The organism is Streptomyces sp. NPDC002825, assembly GCF_040295385.1.
In the GTDB taxonomy this organism is placed as follows: Bacteria; Actinomycetota; Actinomycetes; order Streptomycetales; family Streptomycetaceae; genus Streptomyces.
In genome coordinates this window covers 203867-218251 of record NZ_JBEOVH010000001.1, presented here as the reverse complement: position 1 = coordinate 218251, position 14385 = coordinate 203867, and the positions used below count along the sequence as shown (strand labels likewise).

Sequence of the window (14385 nt, the reverse complement as noted above, 5' to 3'; positions counted from 1 at the left end):
ATGAGCGACATCGTGCTGATGTCGGACCCGAAGGTCGCCGCCGTGCCCGTCGTCGAGTCCGGCGAACCCCTCGTGGACGTCCGCCTCGACGGCCGGCTGCTCGTCGACACCCGCAAGCAGGACCCCGCGGACGCCTTCGCCCACCTGCGGGAAGGCGTCCTCCAGCGGCTGCTCACGGCACAGTCGATGCTCCCGGCCGGCATGCGGCTGCTGTTCGTCGAGGGCTACCGGCCCCCCTCCCTCCAGCGGGAGTACTTCGAGGAGTACGCGGGCGAGTTGCGCGCCGCCCATCCCGGCTGGTCCGCCGCTCAGGTCCACTCGGCCGCCAGCCGGTACGTGTCACCGCCCGACATCGCGCCGCACAGCGCCGGCGCCGCCGTCGACCTCACCCTCGCCGATGCCGACGGGCGCGAGCTGGACCTGGGCACGCGCATGAACGCGGACCCCGAGGAGAGCGACGGCGCCTGCTACACCGACGCCCCGGACATCAGCGAGCAGGCCCGCGCCCACCGCGAGCTCCTCGGCACCGTGCTCACCGCCGCGGGGCTCGTGAACTACCCCACGGAGTGGTGGCACTGGTCCTTCGGGGACCGCTACTGGGCCCTGACGGCGGGAGAACCCGCCGCCCTCTATGGGCCCAAGGAGCTCGACAGCCCGACGGCGCCCGCGCCGACGGTCAGCCCGCCGCCTGGGCGATGAGGGCCGCGATGCGCTTCTCCGTCGTCGGGTTCAGGGCCGTCAGGGCGTACGAGGTGGGCCACATGGTGTCCTCGTCCAGGGCCGCCTGGTCGCTGAAGCCGAGGGTGGCGTAGCGGGACTTGAACTTCTGGGCGCTCTGGAAGAAGCAGACGACCTTGCCCTCCCGGGCGTAGGCCGGCATGCCGTACCAGAGCTTCGCCGTGAGGTTCGGGGCGTTCTCCTTCACCAGGGCGTGGACCCGCTCGGCGAGGGCCCGGTCCGCCTCGTCCATCTCGGCGATCTTCGCGAGCACCTCGGGCTCGGTGTCCGCCTTCGCGCCGCGTCGCTTCGCGGCCTTCAGCTCCTTGGCGTGCTCCTTCATCGCGGCCCGCTCGTCGTCCGTGAAGCCGTCGTAGGACTTGTCGCTCGCGGTCATCGTGATTCTCCTCGTACACAGGTCAGGACGGTCAGGACGCGGCGCCGTGCAGCCGCAGCGTCCTCGCGCGTTCCGCGCGGCGGGTCAGCAGGTAGTCGTACGGCGAGGCGCCGTACGCCCGGCGGAACTGGCGGGTCAGGAACCGGGGCGGCAGGTCCGCTTCCCGGGCCAGTTCCAGCACGTCCAGCGGGCGCGCGTACTCGCGGTCGATACGGTCACGGACCCGGCGCATGCGCGCGAAGTCCTGCAGGCGCTGTGCCGTGACGCGGGCGCGTGCCCAGCCCGGCCGGCACATCTAGCGGAGTTCCTGGATGCGGATCAGGTTGCCCGCCGGATCCCGGAAGGCACAGTCGCGGATGCCGTACGGCTGCTCCGTCGGCTCCTGGACGACCTCGGCGTTCGCCGCCCTGACCTTGTCGAAGGTGGCGTCGAGGTCGCGGGTGGCCAGCAGGATCCAGCCGTACGTGCCCTTCGCCATCATCTCGGCGATCGTGCGGCGCTCGTCCTCCGTGATCCCCGGGTCGACCGCCGGCGGCGCGAGGAGGATCGAGGTGTCCGGCTGTCCCGCCGGGCCGACCGTGATCCACCGCATCTTCCCCTGGCCGACGTCGCTGCGGACCTCGAAGCCCAGGGCGTCCCGGTAGAAGGCGAGGGACGCGTCCGGGTCCTCGTGCGGAAGGGCGCTGGTGTGAATCGTGATGTCCATGGCTTTCACGCTAGTTCCGCGCCCCGGGTCCGCGCTTCTCGAATCCTGACCGTTGTCGGACGACATCCGCTCAGTGGTGGAAGCCCGCGCGCTCGGCGTCCGACGGCACGCCCTTCTCCAGGCGTTCCAGGCAGCGGCGGATGTCCTGGGCCAGGAGGTCGACCTCGTCGCGGCCGATGCCGTGCCGGACCAGGACGCGCTGGATGACGGTCTCCTGCCGCTCGGGGGGCAGCGGGTAGGAGGGGACCTGCCAGCCGCGCATCCGGAGCTGGTCGGAGAGGTCGTACAGGCTGAAGCCCGCGCCCTCCGGGTCGGTGAGGGTGTACGAGACGGCGGGCAGCCCGCCCTGCCCGTCGTAGAGCAGCGTGAACGGGCCCATCTCCGCGATCTGTTCGGCGAGGTACCGGGCCGTCAGCGCGCAGGCCTCCTGGACGCGCCGGTAGCCGGCCCGCCCCAGACGCAGGAAGTTGTAGTACTGGGCGACGATCTCGCCGCCCGGGCGGGAGAAGTTCAGGGCGAACGTCGGCATGTCGCCGCCCAGGTAGCTCACCCGGAAGACGAGGTCCTCCGGCAGCAGGTCGGCGGTCCGCCACACCGCCCAGCCCACGCCGAGCGGCGCGAGGCCGAACTTGTGGCCCGAGGCGTTGATGGAGGAGACCCGCGGCAGCCGGAAGTCCCAGACGAGGTCCCGGTGGAGGAACGGGGCGACGAAACCGCCGCTCGCCGCGTCGACGTGGATCGGGATGTCGAGCCCCGTCTCCTGCTGGATCCGGTCGAGCTCCGCGGCCATCTCGGCGACCGGCTCGTAGTCGCAGGTGTACGTGACGCCGAGGATCGCGACGACGCCGATGGTGTTCTCGTCGACGTACTCCTTCAGCTGGTGCGGCCGCAGGCCGGTGGCCCCCGGCTCCAGCGGGACCTGGCGCAGCTCGACGTCGAAGTAGCGGGCGAACTTGTCCCAGCAGATCTGCACCGGACCGCAGACCAGGTTGGGCCGGTCCGTCGGCTTGCCCTCCTTGCGGCGCTTCTCCCGCCACCGCCACTTCAGGGCGAGGCCGCCGAGCATCGCGGCCTCGCTGGAGCCGGTGGTGGAGCAGCCGAGCGCGGTGCCCTCGCCGGTCGCGCTCCCGGGGGCGTTCCACAGGTCGGCCAGGATGTTCACGCACCGCGACTCGATCTCGGCGGTCTGCGGGTACTCGTCCTTGTCGATCATGTTCTTGTCGAGGCACTCGTTCATCAGCCGGCGGACCTCGTCGTCCGTCCACGTCGTGCAGAACGTGGCCAGGTTCTGCGCCGAGTTGCCGTCGAGCAGCAGCTCGTTGTGGAGCATGGCGTAGACCACGGCGGGGATGTTCGACTCCTCCGGCATCCGGTGCTTCGGCAGGACCCGCTCGCTCAGCGCCGACGCGAACACGTCGGTCGCCGCGTCGGCACTCTTCGGGGCCTTCATCTCGTGGAGCGCCACAGTTTCCCCTTCGATCAGCGATGTCGTCGACAGTCCTCTCATCAACCCACGGAGCCGGGCGGGTCGCCCGGCAGCGGCCGCGACCGTTGGCCCACCCGGGTGAGGAGGCCGCCCAGGCCCTGTCCTGCGGCTTCCCCGACCAGTACGTTCCGGACGAAGTGGATCATCACCGGAAGGCCACCACCACATGACCCCATACGCGATCACCCGTGCCGACCAGCAGGACGCCGACGCCTTCGAGGCCTACGACGACCTTCCCGAGCGCCTCATCGGCTACCCGGCCGTCTTCCACGCCCTCGGCATCGGCTCCTCCGCCGTCCGTACGGTCCTGGACTACGGCTGCGGCCCCGGCAAGGTCGCCACCCGCGTCGTCGAGGCCTCCGACGCGCGCGTGGTGGCCGTCGACGTCGCGCCCCGCATGCTGGAGATCGCCCGCACCCGCCGCCCGCACCCGCGGATCGACTACCGGCACAGCGACGACGGCCGTCTCGGCTTCCTCGCCGACGGCTCCGTCGACGCCGCCATGGCCTGCTTCGTCTTCACCACGGCCGGGGACATCGCCGTCCTGCACGACATCGCCGCCGAGGCGCACCGGGTGCTGCGCCCGGGCGGCCGGTTCGCCGTCCTGGACGCCAACCCGCGCACCGCGGGCATCCGGTTCTCCACCTTCCGCAGCGGCGAGCCCGGCCGCGTCTACACCAAGGGCGAGCGGCGCCGGTCGCGCCGGGAGCGGCCCGGTGGCACGCCGATGGAGCTGGTCGACCACCACTGGCCGTGCCAGACGTACCTCGACGTGCTCGGCAAGGCGGGCTTCACGGACCTGGACGTCCACGAGCCCGTCCTCACGCACCAGTCGGCACAGCTGGGGGCCGACCCGGCGGAAGCCGGGCACCCGCCGTTCCTCGTGGTCTCCGGCGTCAGGTGACGGCCGTGGCGCTCAGCTGTCCGAGTAGCTGAAGTCCCCCACGGTCCAGGCGCTGACGTCCGCGATCGCGACGCGGTACATCCCGCCGGTCTCGGGCATGCCCACCGTGCCCTGGAGGATGCGGGCGAGGTGGAAGTGGAGGTGGGTGGGGGGCTCCACGGTCCTCAGCTCCTTCCGTACGGGAGCGAAGACGCCCGAGAACCCGCCCAGCTGCGCCGAGTCCGTCAGGACCTCCGACACGCGCTGTCTCCACAGGGCTTCCGGGGCGAGCCGTCCGGTGATGACCACTCCCCCCGCGACCACGGTCAGGGACATCTGGTTGCTCCGCCCGGATTCCACGGTGGCGGCGACGTCGACGAGCAACTCGTCAGGGATCGACATGGAAGCCGATTCTAGGGGCGGGGGCGCCGGCAGGTGCGGTCCGGGGCGGAGCGGGTTCCGGAACGGGGGCCGGTTCCGGACAGGGGCGGGCGGTCGGCGGGGCGGGTTCCGGAGCGGGGCGGGCGGTCGGGCGGGACCGGTTCTGGTGCCGGGGCGGGTTCCTGGGCCGGTACCGGAGCGGGGCGGGTTCCGTAGCCAGGCGGGTTCCGGAGCCGGGGCCGGTTCTAGAGCCGGGGCCGGTTCTAGAGCGGGGCGGTTCTAGAGCCGGGGCGGTTCTAGAGCCGGGGCCGGTTCTAGAGCGGGGCGGTGTCGTCCGCCGGGAAGGCCGGGCCGTGGCCGGGGACGATGACGTCGGCGGCGGCGAGGACACGGAGCCGGGAGTCGCGCAGGACCGTGTGGTCGGGGGCCACCGGGTCCTCGACCGGGCCGTTCGGCCGCCACCACAGGTCGCCCACGAAGGCGACGACGCCGTCGCCGGTGCCCGCCAGGAGGGTGATGTCCTCGGCGCTGTGCCCGGGGGTACGGATCAGGCGCAGCGACGGGGTGAGCTCGTGGCCCTCGGCGTCGCGGTCGGTCCACTGGTCGTTCTCGTAGATCGCCTTGTGGTCGTGGACGCGGGCCCGGCCGAAGAGGCCGACGTTCATGGTGTTGTCGGGGTGGTGGTGGCTGAGCACCACGTCGGTGATGTCGTCGGGCCCGAGGCCGAGTTCGGCGAGCGGGCCGAGGATCCGGTCACGGCCGGCGACCATGCCGGGATCGACGATCACGTGCCGGTCGCCGTCGTGGACGTAGGAGACGGTGGCGGCGACGCCGGGGCCGGTGGAGAGGGTGTAGCCGGTGGTCAGGATCGTGTGGCGGGCGGTGCGGGTGCGGGGAGCGTCGCTCCGGGCGTTCTTCGTCGTCGTCATGCCCCAAGTCTTCTGTGGGGCACGGCGCTTCACGAGTGGCCGTGCTGCCACTGATCGCGGGATTCGTGCCACACTCGGCGCGTGCCCTTTCCGACCGTCGCCGCCTACGCCCCGCACGGCGTCGGCATGCTCGGGGCCGGGATCGTCTCGGAGGTGTTCGACGCGCGCGGACAGGGCCTGCCCGCCTTCGAGTTCGCGCTGTGCACGGACCGGCCCGGCCGGGTCCGTACCGATGTCGGGCTGCCGCTGGTGGTCGAGCACGGCCTCGACCGGCTGGCCGGGGCCGATCTGGTGATCGCCCTGCCGTGGGCCCATTTCCGTACGCCCCCCGCCCCCGCCGTGCTCGACGCGCTGGCCACCGCCCACGCGCGCGGGGCACTGGTCGCGGCCCACTGCGTCGGCGCCTTCGCGCTGGCCGCGGCCGGGCTGCTGGACGGGCGGCGGGCCACCACCCACTGGCGGTTCGCCGGGCTCCTCGCCGAGCGGCACCCGGAGGTCACCGTCGAGCCCGACGCCCTCTACGTCGACGAGGGCACGGTCGTCACCGGCGCGGGCGCCGCCGCCGGCTTCGACCTCTGCCTGCACCTGCTGCGGCGGGAGTACGGGGCGACCACGGCCAACGCGATCGCGCGGGACCTGGTGCTGCCGTCCCACCGCGACGGCGGCCAGGCCCAGTACCTGGCGACGCCCGTCCCCGAGGACAGCCGGGACGGGCGGCTCACCGACGTCCTCGCCTGGGCCCGGGAGAACCTGCACGAGCCGCTGCCGGTCGCCGAGCTGGCCCGCAGGGCGCTGATGAGCCGGCGTTCCTTCGCCCGCCGGTTCGCCGCCTCGACCGGCACGACCCCGCACGCCTGGCTGCTCGGGCTGCGCCTCAGCCGCGCCGAGGAGCTCCTGGAGACGACGGAGCTCCCCGTCGAGGAGATCGCCCGCGCGGTCGGCTTCGGCAGCGCGGCGGTGCTCCGCGCCCAGTTCGTCCGCCGCCGGGGCGTGCCCCCGCGCGCGTACCGCCGCTCCTTCAGCCGTACCCCCTGACCGGAAGCCCCGCACGCCCTCCCGTCCCGGAGGGCCTGGGCCCGTCCCCCGTACCCCCTCCAGGACGGCCAGCGCCCGTCCCCCGCACTCCCTCCAGGACGGCCAGCACCCGTCCCCCGTACGGCCGATCCCGGTTGCCGGGGCCCCAGGGCCGTTCAAGTCTGAACTTGATCGTCCCCACGTACGGGAGGGCCCCTTGAGCAGCCTCGACACACCGGCCGAAGTCCCCAGGCCGCGGGCAGCAGCGGCGCAGGTCGCCGCGCCCAGCACCATGACCTGGGTGACGCTCGCCCTGATGACCACGGCGTCGGTCGCGAGCCTGCGGGCCGCGCCCACCATGGCCATCTACGGTCTGGCCTGCGTGTTCCTCTACCTCGTCCCGGCGATCGTCTTCCTGCTGCCCACCGCCCTGGTCTCCGCGGAGCTCGCCTCCGGCTGGAACGGCGGCGTCTACCGCTGGGTCGCCGAGGGGCTGTCCAAGCCGCTCGGATTCCTCGCGGTCTGGTGCCAGTTCGCGATGACGATCTTCTACTACCCGAGCCTGCTGGCCTTCGTCGCCTCGACCATCGCGTACGTCATCGACCCGTCCCTCGCCTCGAACGGCGTCTACACGGCGATCGTCATCATGGTCCTGTACTGGACCGGCGTCTGGGTCTCCTCGCGCGGCACCAAGGCCCTGGCGGGACTGTCCAGTTGGGGCCTCGTCATCGGCACGCTCGTGCCGGGCACGATCCTCGTCGTGCTGGGCATGGTCTTCCTCGGCCAGGGCAACGCCTCCGCAGCCCCGATGGACGCCGGCCACCTGCTGCCGGAGTGGACCGGACTGGCCAGCCTCGTCCTGATCGTCAACAACTTCCTGTCGTACTCCGGCATGGAGATGAACGCGGTCCACGTCTCCTCGCTGAAGAACCCGGCGAAGGAGTACCCGAAGTCGATGTTCCTCGCGATGGGACTCGTCCTGCTGATCTTCATCCTGCCCGCGCTGGCCATCAGCTGGGTCGTCCCGGCCGATCAGCTCAGCCTCACCGCCGGTGTGATGCAGGCCTTCGACGCCTTCTTCTCGTACTTCGACGTCGGCTGGATGACGCCGATCGCCGCCGTCATGCTGATCTCCGCCTCCCTGGCCGGCATGCTGACCTGGCTCGCCGGGCCGTCCAAGGGCCTCCTGGAGATCTCGCGCGCCGAGGGCTACCTGCCGCCGTTCCTGCAGAAGCTCAACAAGTTCGGCATCCAGCAGAACATCCTGGTCACCCAGGGCGTCGTGACCTCGATCATCGCCCTGATGTACGCGCTCATCCCGAACGTGTCGAGCGTCTACTGGATCTTCTCCACGATCACCACGCAGGTGTACCTCATCGTGTACCTGCTGATGTTCGCCGCAGCGATGCGGCTGCGGAAGACGCACCCCGACCATCCCCGCGGCTACCGGGTGCCCGCCCTGGGCCTGGTGTGCACGGTGGGCCTGCTCGCCTCCCTCGCGGCGCTCGGCATCGGCTTCGTCCCGCCCTCCCAGTTCGGCGGCGGCAGCGTCTGGTCGTACGTGCTCTTCATCGGCGCCGGCCTGGTCGTCCTCGGCTTCCTGATCCCGTGGCTCTTCCTGAAGTTCCGCAAGCCGAGCTGGCGCACCGCCGCCGCCGGCACCCCGAGCGAGGGAGACCGGGCATGAGCCCCACGCGCTTCGCCTCCGAGCACAAGTGGATCTACTGGGGCGCGATCGTGATCCTCGTCGGCCTCGTCATCACCGGACTCGTCCGCTACCAGAGCGTGAGGACGAACAACGAGACGCTGTCCAAGGCCAATCAGCTCCAGGAGGAGCTGGTCAAGGCCGGTTACCCCTCCCCCGACACCGACACCGTCGAGCAGTTGCTCGGCACCGACGGCGGCCCGGTCTGCGAGGACCCCGCCGACGCCCTGAAGACGGCGCTGTGGAAGATCCAGCAGTCCAACGGCGCCACCGGCCCCGGGATGCGGCCCGTCATCGCCGACACGAAGGCCGTGCAGGCCGAGCGGATCGTCCTCCAGGTCTACTGCCCGGACAAGCTCGACGACTTCGACGAAGAGGTGGAGGACCTCAAGACCGACGACACCGTCCGCCGGTGACACGGGCGCGACCGCCGCACGCGCCCGGTCCGCGCCCCGCCGCCCGCTCTGGGCAGCCGGCGGGGCGTGCGCGATCATGCGGGCATGAAGCTGCGCTGCGCCGTACTCGACGACTACCAGGGCGTCGCCCTCACCTCCGCCGACTGGAGCCCGCTCGCCGACCGCGTGGACGTCCGCGTGCTGCGCGAGCACCTGACCGACCGGGACGCGCTCGTCGCCGCCGTCGAGGACTGCGAGATCCTCGTGGTGATGCGGGAGCGGACCCCGGTCGACGCGGAGCTCCTCGCCCGGCTTCCCCGGCTCCGGCTGCTGATCACCTCCGGCATGCGGAACGCCTCGATCGACCTCGCGGCCTGCCGCGAGCGGGGCGTCACCGTCTGCGGCACGGCCAGCAGTTCCGAGCCGCCCACCGAACTGACCTGGGCGCTCCTCCTCGGCCTCGCCCGGCACGTACCGGCGGAGGCGCGGGCCCTGCGGGAGGGCGGGCCGTGGCAGTCGACCGTCGGCTCCGACCTGGCCGGCCGGACCCTCGGCCTCGTCGGCCTCGGGAAGATCGGCGCCAAGGTGGCCCGGATCGCTCTCGCCTTCGGCATGGAGGTCGCCGCGTGGAGCCCGAACCTCACGGAGGAGCGGGCCGCCGAGCACGGCGCACGGCTCGCGAAGGACAAGCGGGACCTGTTCGCGACCAGCGACTTCGTCTCGCTGCACCTGGTGCTCTCCGACCGCACCCGGGGCCTGGTAGGGGAGCCGGAGCTGCGGGCGATGCGCCCGTCCGCGTACCTCGTCAACACCTCCCGGGCGGGTCTGGTCGACGGCGGGGCACTGCTGCGGGCGCTGCGCGAGGGCTGGATCGCGGGGGCGGGCCTCGACGTGTACGAGACGGAGCCGCTGCCCGCCGACGACCCGCTGCGGACCCTGCCGAACGTCCTGGCCCTCCCCCATCTGGGCTATGTGACGGAGGGGAACTACGGGCGGTACTTCGGGGAGGCGGTGTCGGACATCGAGGCGTTCCTCGCGGGGGCGCCGGTGCGTGAGCTGGGGTGAGCGGTACCCGTCGTGGGCGGCGCCCATGCCCGTCGTGGGCGGCGCCCATGCCCCGTTGTGGGCAGGCGTTCCTCCCCCAGACTTCGTCCGGGAGGTGCCCCCAGGGCGGAACGGGTGGGCACAACGGACGGCGCCCATGCCGGCGCCAGAGGCTTCCGCGCCGTGACCCGCACCCGCAGGTACGGCGCCGTCGTGGTGCGGGTCCAGGCGCGGAACGCGGAGGCGCCGCTAAGGGCGCCGTCCCGTGTGCCCACCCGTCCCGCCCTGGGGGTCCCCCCGGACGAAGTCTGGGGGAGGGACGATTGCCCACACGGCAGTGGGCACCGTCCCGCACGGGCGCGGGGCGACACGGCGGCGGGGGGGCGGAGTTAGCCCAGGCTCGTTCTGGCCAGGTTCAGGAACTCCTCGTCCGTCAGGCCCAGTTCTCGGGCCTCCGTCGCCGCCTCTCTCAGGCGGGCGATCAGGCGGGCCCGGTCCGGGGCCGTGGCGCCCGGGACGATCAGGGCGCCCCGGCCGCGGCGGAGTTCGATGAGGCCCTCCTCGCGGAGCCGCTGGTAGCCACGCAGGACGGTGTGGACGTTCACGCCGAGGGAGTCGGCGAGTTCGCGGGCGGCCGGGAGGCGTTCGCCGGGGGCGGCGGAGCCGTCGGCGAGGGCGCCCCGGACGCAGGCGGCGATCTGGTCGCCGAGGGGGACGGCGGAGGCCGGGTCGACACGGAAGAGCACGGTCAGACCTTCCCATGCCGTTCGGCGAGCGTGTTGAGGAGCGCGGCGGCGGTCCCCGCGTCGGGCACGGTGACGGCGAACTCGCGCCCGCCGGTCCGCCGTACGACGAGGGCCTCGCCGGAGCGCAGCACGACGCCCGTCCGGTGGGCCCGGACCCGGTAGCCCCAGCCGCCGAAGTCGGCGACGGCGTCGACGTCCCGGACATCCGCGCCCGCGACCTCGTCGAGCGGCACCCGGATCCGGGGCCGGGAGGAGAGGGAAGGCCGGACCGTGAGGCCGCGCCTGTCGACGGTGACCCGCACCCGCGCGAGCGCGAGGCCCGGCACGCCGATGACCAGGCCGAGGAGGCCGAGCAGCGCGGCCGGCCAGGGGGCGAGGAGCAGGACGGCCGGCGTGGCGGCGAGGGCGAGCAGCGCGAGGGCGGTGAGCGGCCGGGACGCGGTGGCGCGGCTCCAGCCGGCGACCTCGCTCGCGCGGAGCGAGAGCCGCGGGCCGTCCGTCGTACCGGCTTCGGCCTTCTCCTCGGGGACGAGCCGGGTCATGGCCCGGCCGGCGAGGGCGAAGAGGCCCCCGACCGCTGCCGCGGCCGTGAGGTTGGCGAGGGGCGAGGCGACCTGCGCCGCGTCGGCCGCGTCCAGGTTGTCCCGTACGAGAAGGACGAGGAGCGCCCCCATGAAACCGGCGGTCGCCCAGGCTCCCCACAGGGCGTGGCGGCGGACGAGGAGCGTCCAGCCGGCGCCGAGACTCAGGAGCAGGGCCGTACTGATGGCGGTGAACGCGGCGCGGCCCGTGAAGCCGTCGGCCTCGCCCCCGCCGCCGAAGTGGGTGGCCAGGGGGTCGGGGAGCCGGTCGTACCCGAGGGCGAGGACCAGCAGGTGGGCGGCGAGAGCGAGGACGAACGGCAGCGCGGCGAGCCCGCGGAGCCGAGGCGTGGCACGGTTCATGAAAACCTCCATTGTTTGCACTCTACTAGAACAATGCAGGTTGTGGCGGAGAGATCTTCGAGATGCGACGCGCCCGAACCGGCTGTTCACTGGGTCGAACGCAGACGAATGCATACGAATGGGGAGATCTTCATGCTCCGTCGGCCGACCACCCTCGCCGCCTTCACCGCCTTCGCCGCCCTCACCGCCGGGCTCGTCACCGGCTGCGGCGACGACGGCGAGCCGGACCCGCTGCGCGGTCAGCAATGGGGCCTGGACGCGTTGAAGATGCCGGACGCCTGGACGGCCTCCAAGGGCGAGGACACCGTCATCGCCGTCGTCGACACCGGCGTCGACCTCGACCACCCCGACCTCAAGGGCCGGCTCGTCGACGGCTACGACTTCGTCGACGGCGACGACGAGCCCAAGGACCTGAACGGCCACGGCACCCACGTCTCCGGCATCGCCGCCGCCCACACCGACAACGGCCTCGGGGTGGCGGGCGGCGCGCCCGGGGCCAGGATCATGCCGGTCCGGGTGCTCGGAGCCGACGGCAGCGGCAGCGACGCGAACATCACCAAGGGCATCGTCTGGGCCGCCGACCACGGCGCCGACGTCATCAACCTGTCCCTCGGCGAGTCCGGCCTGATGGCCCGGCTCCTCAAGGGCGGCATCCTCAACCAGGCCATCACGCACGCCAACAGCAAGGGCGCGGTCGTCGTCGCCGCCGCGGGCAACGACTCCACCGCGCTCCAGCCGTACAGGATCGACACCCCGGTCCTCGTGGTCAACGCCGCCGACGAGGGCGGGAGGCCCGCCTCCTTCACCAACTTCGGCGCGCAGAACGCCGTGTCGGCCCCCGGCGTCGACATCCTGTCGACCCTCCCGACGTACACGACGAAGGAGACCCTGAAGAACACCTCGGGGTACGGGAAGCTGTCCGGCACGTCGATGGCCTCGCCGTACGTCTCCGCCGTGGCCGCGCTCCTGCACCAGCAGGGCCTGGACGCGGCCGCGATCATGCAGACGATCCGCGACACGGCCGCGAACCCGGCGCAGCTCCTGAAGCTGGGCCTCGGCAACGTCGACGCGGCGGCCGCCGAGAAGTCCGGCGCCGCTCAGGCCGCCGCCGCGAAGAACGCGAACAAGTAGGGCCCGAACACGTAGGGCCCGTCAGCCCCGGTCGCCCTCCAGGACGGCCCGCAGCGCCTCGGCGAACTCCGCCGGGGCGCCCTGCTGACCGAACTCGCCGCCCAGGAAGCCCCCGTGGTGGCTCGGGAACACGGCGACCGGAGTGCCGAGCCCCTCGGCGACACCGACCGCCGCCCGCGCGGCGAACGTGCCCTCGGACTCCTTGCCGACGGCGACGACGATCCGGGTCGGCGCGGCGCGCAGGGCGGTGAAGTCGGGCCGGTAGGAGGTGCAGCCGCGCATGTTCTGCCCCAGCAGCGGGTCGCCGCGCGAACCGTCGTCCTCGGCCGGAAGGCCGAACGCGGCCGGGTCGGGCGCCGGCTCGGCGGCCCAGTCCGCCGGGATCTCGCCCTGCCGCATGGTCAGCGCGAGGAACTTGGCCATCGCGGGACCCCAGCCCTCGCGCAGATAGGTCGTGTGGACGTCCGCGCACAGCCCGAGGGCCGCCTCCCGGTCCGGCAGGACCTGGGCCGTCGGCGGCTCGTGCGCGACGAGGGTGTGGACCAGGTCGCCGCGGCGGGCCACGAGCGCGAGAGCGTTGACCGCGCCGCCGCTGCTCGCGAAGACGTCGACGGGGCCGGCGCCGAGCGCCTCGACCAGCCGGGCCAGGTCGTCGGCGTGCTCTTCGGGCAGCGTCTCCGCGACGCCGTCGGTGCGCTCGCTGCGGCCCACTCCGCGCGGGTCGTACGTCACGACGGTCCGGTCGGCGAAGTGGGAGGCGAGCGTGGTGAAGCCGCTCGCGTCCATGGGGGAGCCGATCAGCAGCAGGGGGCGCTCGTGGGGGCCGGTGCCGGGACGCACGTCGTAGCGCAGGGTCGCGCCGGCGGTGTCCAGGGTGCGGGTGTCGGTCTCGGCCATGGTGATCTCCTCGGTGGTGGGCCTTTCAGGGGGTAGACCCCCGGTCCCACCGGAACTCATCGGAGTTCACCCGAATCCGTCGGACTTTCTACTCTCCGCACTCGTGGGCGGCCGGGTCGACCACGACCCGGTCGAGCAGGCCCCGCAGCACGGCCTGTTCGGCCTCGGTCAGGTCGCCGAAGAGCTCGCGCTCGGCCTGGCCCACGGCCGCGTCGACCCGCCCCAGGGCCGCCGCGCCGGCCTCGGTGATCTCCACGATGTGGCGGCGGCGGTCGGCCGGGTCGCGCCGCCGCTCGGCGAGCCCGTCGGCCTCCAACTCGTTGAGGATCGCCACCAGTTGGCTGGGATCGACCTCCATCGCGGCGGCCAGGTCCCGCTGGCTCATCGCCCCGGGCGCGAGCTGCATCAGCGTCATCGCGTTCCTCGGGTGCAGTCCGGCGACGCCCAGGGCGGCGCGGATGCGCGCACCGGTGAGCTCGCCGCGGAAGGAGAGGAGGAAGCCGAGGCGGTCGGACGGGAGAGCAGCCATGTCGTCCACCGTAACAACAAGGCAATTGTGGAGCGAGGGCAATCGTTGTTACGCTTCAACGGTTTTCGTCCCCAGATCGTTGGAGTACCTCCATGCTCATCGCCTACGCCGTGGTCGCTTCCCTGCTCGCGCTCGCGTCACTCGGCTCCGCCTTCATGACGTTCACCAAGAACCCGCAGGTCATGGGCAGCATGACCAAGGTCGGCGTACCGGAGAGCGCGCTGCCGTGGCTCGCGACGGCGAAGACGGCGGGCGCGCTCGGCCTGCTCGCGGGACTCTTCGTCCCGCTCCTCGGCGAGGCCGCGGCAGTGGGCCTGGTGCTCTACTTCGCCGGCGCCGTCATCTCCCACCTGCGCGTGAAGGACTACGAGCTGGCGCCGGCGGCGGTGCTGACCCTGGTCGCGGGGGCGGCACTGGTCCTGCGCACAGCCTCCTCCTGACCGCCTTTACCAAGACGAGACGTATCGTCTTGTCATGCCTC

The 14385-nt window shown here is 72.6% G+C and carries 18 protein-coding genes; 8 read left to right on the top strand and 10 right to left on the bottom strand.

All coding sequences use genetic code 11. The features are described 5' to 3' along the window. Window positions 1-699 (top strand): M15 family metallopeptidase, encoded by a 699-nt coding sequence (locus ABT041_RS01015; RefSeq protein ID WP_351176893.1) that lies wholly within the window; start codon window positions 1-3, stop codon window positions 697-699. On the opposite strand, the gene ABT041_RS01010 is transcribed toward ABT041_RS01015, so the two are convergent. The 4 genes from ABT041_RS01010 to gad form a co-directional block, all read right to left on the bottom strand. Then, a complete protein-coding gene (locus ABT041_RS01010; RefSeq protein WP_351176890.1) occupies window positions 677-1114 on the bottom strand; it encodes an iron chaperone in 438 nt (145 codons plus the stop codon). The two genes, ABT041_RS01015 and ABT041_RS01010, sit on opposite strands and share 23 nt — an antisense overlap. Window positions 1115-1145: 31 nt before the next feature. Continuing rightward, window positions 1146-1346 carry a hypothetical protein gene (locus ABT041_RS01005; RefSeq protein ID WP_351176887.1) on the bottom strand — a complete coding sequence of 67 codons (201 nt, stop codon included), beginning with the start codon at window positions 1344-1346 and terminating at the stop codon, window positions 1146-1148. 63 nt (window positions 1347-1409) lie between these two features. Continuing rightward, on the bottom strand, window positions 1410-1820 hold the full coding sequence (locus ABT041_RS01000) for a VOC family protein (RefSeq protein WP_351176884.1): 411 nt from the start codon (window positions 1818-1820) through the stop codon (window positions 1410-1412). Between the two features lie 70 nt (window positions 1821-1890). Continuing rightward, window positions 1891-3285 (bottom strand): glutamate decarboxylase, encoded by a 1395-nt coding sequence (gad, locus tag ABT041_RS00995; protein WP_351176881.1) that lies wholly within the window; start codon window positions 3283-3285, stop codon window positions 1891-1893. A 187-nt stretch (window positions 3286-3472) separates the two neighbouring features. On the opposite strand from gad, the gene ABT041_RS00990 reads away from it, so the two are divergent. Then, a complete protein-coding gene (locus tag ABT041_RS00990; protein WP_351176878.1) occupies window positions 3473-4210 on the top strand; it encodes a class I SAM-dependent methyltransferase in 738 nt (245 codons plus the stop codon). A gap of 12 nt (window positions 4211-4222) precedes the next feature. Here the strand turns inward: ABT041_RS00990 and ABT041_RS00985 are convergent, their stop codons facing one another. Next, on the bottom strand, window positions 4223-4591 hold the full coding sequence (locus ABT041_RS00985; protein WP_351176875.1) for a hypothetical protein: 369 nt from the start codon (window positions 4589-4591) through the stop codon (window positions 4223-4225). Between the two features lie 293 nt (window positions 4592-4884). Further along, window positions 4885-5499 carry an MBL fold metallo-hydrolase gene (locus ABT041_RS00980; protein ID WP_351176872.1) on the bottom strand — a complete coding sequence of 205 codons (615 nt, stop codon included), beginning with the start codon at window positions 5497-5499 and terminating at the stop codon, window positions 4885-4887. 126 nt (window positions 5500-5625) lie between these two features. Here ABT041_RS00980 and ABT041_RS00975 point away from each other — a divergent pair, with 126 nt between their 5' ends. The 4 genes from ABT041_RS00975 to ABT041_RS00960 all read left to right on the top strand — a co-directional run bounded on the left by ABT041_RS00975 (window position 5626) and on the right by ABT041_RS00960 (window position 9678). Then, window positions 5626-6534, top strand: a complete 909-nt coding sequence (locus tag ABT041_RS00975; protein ID WP_351177630.1) for a GlxA family transcriptional regulator — start codon at window positions 5626-5628, stop codon at window positions 6532-6534. 196 nt (window positions 6535-6730) lie between these two features. After that, window positions 6731-8200, top strand: coding sequence for a glutamate/gamma-aminobutyrate antiporter GadC (gadC, locus tag ABT041_RS00970; protein ID WP_351176869.1), 1470 nt, complete (start codon window positions 6731-6733; stop codon window positions 8198-8200). After that, window positions 8197-8634 carry a hypothetical protein gene (locus ABT041_RS00965; RefSeq protein ID WP_351176866.1) on the top strand — a complete coding sequence of 146 codons (438 nt, stop codon included), beginning with the start codon at window positions 8197-8199 and terminating at the stop codon, window positions 8632-8634. The genes gadC and ABT041_RS00965 overlap by 4 nt, the downstream gene beginning before the upstream one ends. 84 nt (window positions 8635-8718) lie before the next feature. Then, window positions 8719-9678, top strand: a complete 960-nt coding sequence (locus ABT041_RS00960; protein ID WP_351176863.1) for a D-2-hydroxyacid dehydrogenase family protein — start codon at window positions 8719-8721, stop codon at window positions 9676-9678. 368 nt (window positions 9679-10046) lie between these two features. Here the strand turns inward: ABT041_RS00960 and ABT041_RS00955 are convergent, their stop codons facing one another. Next, the gene (locus ABT041_RS00955; protein ID WP_351176860.1) at window positions 10047-10403 is read right to left on the bottom strand and encodes a GntR family transcriptional regulator; all 357 of its coding nucleotides are present in this window, start codon (window positions 10401-10403) and stop codon (window positions 10047-10049) included. 2 nt (window positions 10404-10405) lie between these two features. Continuing rightward, complete coding sequence (locus ABT041_RS00950) at window positions 10406-11347, bottom strand: SdpI family protein (RefSeq protein WP_351176857.1); 942 nt, start codon at window positions 11345-11347, stop codon at window positions 10406-10408. Between the two features lie 132 nt (window positions 11348-11479). Between ABT041_RS00950 and ABT041_RS00945 the strand changes: the two genes are divergently transcribed. Next, a complete protein-coding gene (locus ABT041_RS00945; protein WP_351176854.1) occupies window positions 11480-12478 on the top strand; it encodes a S8 family peptidase in 999 nt (332 codons plus the stop codon). 21 nt (window positions 12479-12499) lie between these two features. Here ABT041_RS00945 and ABT041_RS00940 read toward each other — a convergent pair whose 3' ends face one another. Together ABT041_RS00940 and ABT041_RS00935 are read right to left on the bottom strand one after the other, a co-directional pair. After that, entirely contained in the window at window positions 12500-13375 is an 876-nt protein-coding gene (locus ABT041_RS00940; protein ID WP_351176851.1) for an alpha/beta fold hydrolase, read from the bottom strand. Between the two features lie 88 nt (window positions 13376-13463). Then, complete coding sequence (locus tag ABT041_RS00935) at window positions 13464-13904, bottom strand: MarR family winged helix-turn-helix transcriptional regulator (RefSeq protein WP_351176848.1); 441 nt, start codon at window positions 13902-13904, stop codon at window positions 13464-13466. Between the two features lie 92 nt (window positions 13905-13996). Between ABT041_RS00935 and ABT041_RS00930 the strand changes: the two genes are divergently transcribed. Then, entirely contained in the window at window positions 13997-14344 is a 348-nt protein-coding gene (locus ABT041_RS00930) for a DoxX family protein (RefSeq protein WP_351176845.1), read from the top strand. Window positions 14345-14385 lie beyond the last annotated feature (41 nt).

Coding starts and splice junctions, on each gene's coding strand:
- ABT041_RS01015 (WP_351176893.1), top strand. CDS start 1: ATGAGCGACATCGTGCTGATGTCGGACCCGAAGGTCGCCGCCGTGCCC.
- ABT041_RS01010 (WP_351176890.1), bottom strand. CDS start 1,114: ATGACCGCGAGCGACAAGTCCTACGACGGCTTCACGGACGACGAGCGG.
- ABT041_RS01005 (WP_351176887.1), bottom strand. CDS start 1,346: ATGCGCCGGGTCCGTGACCGTATCGACCGCGAGTACGCGCGCCCGCTG.
- ABT041_RS01000 (WP_351176884.1), bottom strand. CDS start 1,820: ATGGACATCACGATTCACACCAGCGCCCTTCCGCACGAGGACCCGGAC.
- ABT041_RS00990 (WP_351176878.1), top strand. CDS start 3,473: ATGACCCCATACGCGATCACCCGTGCCGACCAGCAGGACGCCGACGCC.
- ABT041_RS00985 (WP_351176875.1), bottom strand. CDS start 4,591: ATGTCGATCCCTGACGAGTTGCTCGTCGACGTCGCCGCCACCGTGGAA.
- ABT041_RS00980 (WP_351176872.1), bottom strand. CDS start 5,499: ATGACGACGACGAAGAACGCCCGGAGCGACGCTCCCCGCACCCGCACC.
- ABT041_RS00975 (WP_351177630.1), top strand. CDS start 5,626: ATGCTCGGGGCCGGGATCGTCTCGGAGGTGTTCGACGCGCGCGGACAG.
- ABT041_RS00965 (WP_351176866.1), top strand. CDS start 8,197: ATGAGCCCCACGCGCTTCGCCTCCGAGCACAAGTGGATCTACTGGGGC.
- ABT041_RS00960 (WP_351176863.1), top strand. CDS start 8,719: ATGAAGCTGCGCTGCGCCGTACTCGACGACTACCAGGGCGTCGCCCTC.
- ABT041_RS00950 (WP_351176857.1), bottom strand. CDS start 11,347: ATGAACCGTGCCACGCCTCGGCTCCGCGGGCTCGCCGCGCTGCCGTTC.
- ABT041_RS00945 (WP_351176854.1), top strand. CDS start 11,480: ATGCTCCGTCGGCCGACCACCCTCGCCGCCTTCACCGCCTTCGCCGCC.
- ABT041_RS00940 (WP_351176851.1), bottom strand. CDS start 13,375: ATGGCCGAGACCGACACCCGCACCCTGGACACCGCCGGCGCGACCCTG.
- ABT041_RS00935 (WP_351176848.1), bottom strand. CDS start 13,904: ATGGCTGCTCTCCCGTCCGACCGCCTCGGCTTCCTCCTCTCCTTCCGC.
- ABT041_RS00930 (WP_351176845.1), top strand. CDS start 13,997: ATGCTCATCGCCTACGCCGTGGTCGCTTCCCTGCTCGCGCTCGCGTCA.